Below are 742 nucleotides of genomic sequence, written 5' to 3' on the forward strand. Positions count from 1 at the left end.
GAGTGTTCTTTAATAACTAAACGTTGATAAAAGCAAGGTGTTGCTGTGCGAACGTCTCTGACTTCGCACCCACAACAGTGAGCAAGCACTACAAATCAAGAAACTACAACCTTAAAAAGTTGTAGTTTTTTATTACAAAAATTATTATATATTCGTACTTACGTTCTTATGTATGTTGTGCGGGCAAATGGGGTATGCTATGGATGATTATAAAGGAGAGGATTCAGTGTGTACTGTACAGGATACTTCTCTTGATTATTCCGAAGATTGCTATGATCTTTATATAACAATAGTTGAGACCTATTATTGTACTACCTCAATACACATAAGCGTTGATCTCTATGAAACTTATGAATATAAAGAATGTGGAAAAGAAGATTCTGGTGACCCATGTGATTATTACAGTACTGCTTATAACGAGGAAGAATGTTATGGAGCTCCTGAAGACTGCAACGGAGACCCTTATGGCTTTGCATATTATGCTTCATGTGGCTGTATAGGCGGAAATACAGGAATTGATGAATGTCCCGTAGAAGAGGAAGAAACACCGCCCGAGGATATATCTATACAAGGTGAAGTTGAAAAAAATGGAAATCCTTACATTCCTAAACCTGATGACAAAAAAATCCCTAATGTATTAACTACCATGACTCCTCAATTGGCCAACACCTGTGTAACTTCATCTTTAGAATACATTTCTAACGTTTTAGGACAACCTATACAAGAAGGGGTTTTTGCTTTA

1 protein-coding gene is annotated in these 742 nt (G+C 36.5%); it reads left to right on the forward strand.

Annotated features, from left to right (window positions below):
- Positions 1 to 199 precede the first annotated feature (199 nt).
- On the forward strand, positions 200 to 742 hold a 543-nt coding region (locus B6A10_RS16280; RefSeq protein WP_188221714.1), incomplete at its 3' end, for a hypothetical protein.

The organism is Flavobacterium pokkalii (assembly GCF_014596575.1).
GTDB lineage: Bacteria > Bacteroidota > Bacteroidia > Flavobacteriales > Flavobacteriaceae > Flavobacterium > Flavobacterium pokkalii.